6 protein-coding genes are annotated in these 4,377 nt (G+C 72.5%); 2 read left to right on the plus strand and 4 right to left on the minus strand.

Features of this window, described 5'->3' with window-relative positions; genetic code table 11:
* Positions 1-18: 18 nt before the first annotated feature.
* Positions 19-846 carry a hypothetical protein gene (locus tag EAO71_RS00490; protein WP_147975770.1) on the minus strand — a complete coding sequence of 276 codons (828 nt, stop codon included), beginning with the start codon at positions 844-846 and terminating at the stop codon, positions 19-21.
* A gap of 130 nt (positions 847-976) precedes the next feature.
* Here EAO71_RS00490 and EAO71_RS37365 point away from each other — a divergent pair, with 130 nt between their 5' ends.
* Both EAO71_RS37365 and EAO71_RS37370 read left to right on the plus strand, forming a co-directional pair.
* The gene (locus tag EAO71_RS37365; protein ID WP_187282498.1) at positions 977-1,150 is read left to right on the plus strand and encodes a hypothetical protein; all 174 of its coding nucleotides are present in this window, start codon (positions 977-979) and stop codon (positions 1,148-1,150) included.
* 125 nt (positions 1,151-1,275) lie between these two features.
* Entirely contained in the window at positions 1,276-1,449 is a 174-nt protein-coding gene (locus EAO71_RS37370; RefSeq protein WP_187282498.1) for a hypothetical protein, read from the plus strand.
* A gap of 239 nt (positions 1,450-1,688) precedes the next feature.
* On the opposite strand, the gene EAO71_RS00495 is transcribed toward EAO71_RS37370, so the two are convergent.
* The 3 genes from EAO71_RS00495 to EAO71_RS00505 all read right to left on the minus strand — a co-directional run bounded on the left by EAO71_RS00495 (position 1,689) and on the right by EAO71_RS00505 (position 4,186).
* A complete protein-coding gene (locus EAO71_RS00495) occupies positions 1,689-2,399 on the minus strand; it encodes a phosphatase PAP2 family protein (RefSeq protein WP_147975771.1) in 711 nt (236 codons plus the stop codon).
* A 192-nt stretch (positions 2,400-2,591) separates the two neighbouring features.
* A complete protein-coding gene (locus tag EAO71_RS00500) occupies positions 2,592-3,620 on the minus strand; it encodes a C40 family peptidase (protein ID WP_147975773.1) in 1,029 nt (342 codons plus the stop codon).
* A 338-nt stretch (positions 3,621-3,958) separates the two neighbouring features.
* Positions 3,959-4,186 carry a hypothetical protein gene (locus EAO71_RS00505; protein WP_147975772.1) on the minus strand — a complete coding sequence of 76 codons (228 nt, stop codon included), beginning with the start codon at positions 4,184-4,186 and terminating at the stop codon, positions 3,959-3,961.
* Positions 4,187-4,377 lie beyond the last annotated feature (191 nt).

Genomic DNA, 4,377 nt, shown 5'->3' on the forward strand with positions numbered 1-4,377 from the left:
GCCCCGGTCCGGCCGGACCTACGCCTGGACCTTCCCGGCGTAGATGTCCTTCCGCGCCGGGAGCTTCACCACGACCGGCGTACCGAAGCCGTACAGCAGCGTCGTCGAGGCGACGGCGACCGTACGCTCCTGGTTGGCGAAGCTGAACTGATGCCGCACCTTCCGGAGCCGGCCCTCCGCGTCCAGGTACGCGTCGAAGGGGACGGTGTCCGTGGCGAACCCTTTCGCCGCCGCGGTCAGCGCACCCTTCATCTGCGGCGAGGCGACCCGGGCGGCCGCCGCGATGTCCGCGACCCCGCGGTAGTGACCGACCCTCACCCCCGCCAGCTCCACCTCGCCGACGTACGTCACGCGCTGCGCGCCGCGCAGCAGCTCGGCGGCGGCGGCCGGATCGGTGGCCCCGCCCGTGACGAGATTGCCGTCGTCGAGCGCGGTGGTGTCCACCCGGACCCACTTGTCAGCGGGGACCCCCGCACCGCGGTTCTTCATGTAGAGCGCGCCCGGGGCCAGCAGTTCGGTGATCGGCCGGTGCTCGCTGGTGCCCGCGGCGTCCTTGGGCAGGACGACCTGCAGCCGGCCGGTCCGCTGCCGGAAGTCGTAGCCGCCCTCGCCCCGGATCGTCACCCGGGTCCCACCGGTCGCCATCTCCATCGACGTGCTCGTCCGCGAGGTCCCGGCCCGCGCCAGCACCTCGGCCGCCGCCCGCACCGTCGCCAGCGGGTCCCCGGCCGGCTTCGCGTCCTCGGAAGCGGAACAGCCTCCGGTGGCCGCCCCCGCGACCAGAGTCACGGCGACGGCCCACGCGCCGCCTCCGCGTCCGTACAGCCGCCCGTACCGCTCCGCCATCGCCTGCCAACCCCCAACGCCGTGACGCCGATTGCCCGGGACGCGCCCTCCTCGGGACCCGAGGGCCTGGTGAGAACCCATCCGGATAACGACGGCCGCCGCCCCTCGTCACGCGCAGTACGGTGGACACGTGCATGAGCAGGCCCCCCACGAGACGACCACCACGGAACGCGGCTCGTTCGCGACAGCCCGGTGCAGCTGCGGATGGAGGGGCCCGGCCCGCCGCTCGCGCGAGCGGGCCCGCACGGACGCGGCGGCCCACGCCACCGCGCCGGACGGCGTACCGGCGGACGGCGCCACCTGACGACGGAACCCCTCACCCGCCGGGCGGGGAGGGGCTCCAAGGGTGTCTCGTCGATCACACCGGACCGGACGGACCTAGGTCCTGTCCGGGCGATCTTCCCTCGTCACGCGCAGTACGGTGGACACGTGCATGAGCAGGCCCCCCACGAGACGACCACCACGGAACGCGGCTCGTTCGCGACAGCCCGGTGCAGCTGCGGATGGAGGGGCCCGGCCCGCCGCTCGCGCGAGCGGGCCCGCACGGACGCGGCGGCCCACGCCACCGCGCCGGACGGCGTACCGGCGGACGGCGCCACCTGACGACGGAACCCCTCACCCGCCGGGCGGGGAGGGGCTCCAAGGGTGTCTCGTCGATCACACCGGACCGGACGGACCTAGGTCCTGTCCGGGCGATCTTCTCGGGCCCGCGACGACGGCTGCGGCCCCTCGCGGCGTTGTCGGAGTCGCCCGAGTACACCCGGTACGAGGGCGATCCTCCGCCTTGCGATGCACCACATCCGACGCCGCGGGCCGATCCTCCAAGATCGCCCGGACAGGACCTAGGCGGCCAGGTCGTTCTCGCCGGAGCCGAGCCGCGGCTCGGGGATGTCCAGCGTCTCGGGCACCGGACCGCGCGCGGCGACGCGGCGCGACCTGACGAGACGGGCGCCGGCCCCGGAGCGGGCGATCGCCGACACGACCGGCGTCAGCAGGGCGTGCGCCAGCGGAGCGAGGAGCAGCGTCACCGCCGTACCGAGGGCGAGACCGCCGATCACGTCGGTCGGGTAGTGCACGCCCATGTAGACCCGGCAGAAGGCCTCGGTGAAGGCCAGCGCGATGGCGACCAGACCGAGCCTGCGGTGGGCGACGAAGAGCCCGACACCGATGGCCATCGCCATCGTGGCGTGGTCGCTCACGAAGGAGAAGTCGGTCTTCCCGTCGACGAGGACCTCGAGACCCTGGTGGTCGTTGAAGGGCCGCGGCCGTTCGACGAACCCGCGGATCGGGATGTTGACCAGCAGGGCGACACCGGCCGCGAGCGGCGCCCAGACCAGCGCGGCGACACCGGCGACGGCGTCGGTGAGGGCCGCGCGCCGGCGGACGCTCCACCAGCACCAGAGCGCGACGAGGACGAGCCCGAGCATGATCCCGTACTCGCCGACGAACTCCATGACGCGGTCGAACCACGGCGGCGCGTCCTTCGCCAGCCCGTTGATGTCGTAGAGCAGGCCGACATCGGGGTTCGAACCGTCCGATGCGAGTCCAGCCATCTGCAGCGGCCCCTTGCCTTGTCACGTGAGTCGACCGTTCGACCATGGGCGGTCGGATCGGGAACGAACCGCCTGAGGCATGCGTTCCGCTCTTCCCTGACGATCACTCCGACGTTACCGAAGAGTGACACGTCGCCGCAGCTCAGGGCCTGTGTCTTACGAAGAGTTCCAGCCAGGTGGGCCGACTTCGCGTCACACCTGGGGAAGGTGCGTCGGCAGTGCGGCCGCACCGTCCTTGGTGACCCGGGTCGCCCCGAAGTAGTCCGGCGTGTCGATCTTGTCGAACCGGATCACGGCCCCCGTACGCGGAGCGTCGATCATATAGCCGCCACCGACGTAGAGGCCGACGTGCCTGATGGCACGGGAGTTGGTGAGATCGTCGGAGAAGAACACGAGATCGCCCGGCAGCAGCTCGTCGCGGGACGGATGCGGCCCGGCGTTGTACTGGTCGTTGGCCACCCGAGGCAGCTCGATCCCGACCGAGAGGTACGCGGCCTGGGTCAGCCCGGAGCAGTCGAATCGGCCATTCTGGGCGGCCGTTCCCGTACCACCCCAGAGATAGGGCGTCCCCAGCTTCTGCTGGGCGTAGTAGATGGCACTCGCGGCCTGACGCGAGGGCTCGACCCGGCCGACGGGCCGCGCGAAGCTCTTCTCCAGCGACCGGATGATCCGGACGTAGTTCTGCGTCTCGCTGATCCGCGGCACACCACCGGACTTTATGACCCGGTACGCACCCGCGTTGTAGGCGGCCAGCATGTTGTTCGTCGCGTCACCGGGCACCTTCTTCACGTACCCCGCGAGCTCGCAGTCGTACGAGGCCGCCGACGGGATCGCGTCCTTGGGGTCCCAGACGTCACGGTCCCCGTCACCGTCCCCGTCGATGCCGTGCCCCGCCCACGTGCCGGGGATGAACTGCGCGATGCCCATGGCGTTGGCCGGCGAGACGATCCGCGGGTTCCAGCCGCTCTCCTGGTAGAGCTGCGCGGCGAGCAGCGCCGGATTGATGGCGGGGCAGAGGTTCCCCCACTTCTGCACCAGCCCCTGGTACGCGGCCGGCACCGCCCCCTTGGCGAGCGCGACGGTCCCGTTGACCCCGCTGCCCGCCCCGCCGAGGAGACCGGCGGCGGCGGAGTACGTCCCGACGACGAGCAGGGCGACGAAGCTGAGGCACACCCCGACGGCCCCACCGGCCACCAGCCACGCCTTGCGCGCCTTACGCACCGTCAACCACCCCTAGGGTTTCGGCAGTCCACCGCGGACAAGTCTAGGCGGCGGGCCGCCGCCGGGGAGCAGGACGAAGAGGACGGAACGGAAGTGTCCCGGATCCACGGCCGCCCCTCCGGAGCTCCACCCGGCACCGCACTGCCCGGACGTGGACCCGAGGAGGCCGTCATGGGCATCGGGGACTGCGCCCGGCCGGCCGGCGGCGGCCCGTCGGGCACCACCACGTCGACCCGGGTCTCCTCCCTCGCCGAGAACGAGGACCGGTCGACCTGGAAGGTCCTCGGCCGCACGGGCTTCCACGCGTCGCGCCACCGGGAGGCCCGGCGGGGCGCCGCCTACCCGCCGAAGGCCAGCAGGGCGGCGAGGCTCGCGGCGACGACGGCCTGCGGGAGGAGCGCCAGGACGGCCAGCCACACGCGGGTACGGCGCCAGCGGCGGCGCCAGGGCAGGACGAGCGAGGCGACGAGGGCGAGCGGGGTGACGACGTAGATGGCGTAGTAGGCGACGTACATGACGGTCAGCGGGCCGCCGCCGGCCGGCCGGGCGCAGTCCCCGATGCCCATGACGGCCTCCTCGGGTCCACGTCCGGGCAGTGCGGTGCCGGGTGGAGCTCCGGAGGGGCGGCCGTGGATCCGGGACACTTCCGTTCCGTCCTCTTCGTCCTGCTCCCCGGCGGCGGCCCGCCGCCTAGACTTGTCCGCGGTGGACTGCCGAAACCCTAGGGGTGGTTGACGGTGCGTAAGGCGCGCAAGGC

The sequence above is a fragment of the Streptomyces sp. MS191 genome (assembly GCF_008042125.1).
In the GTDB taxonomy this organism is placed as follows: Bacteria; Actinomycetota; Actinomycetes; order Streptomycetales; family Streptomycetaceae; genus Streptomyces.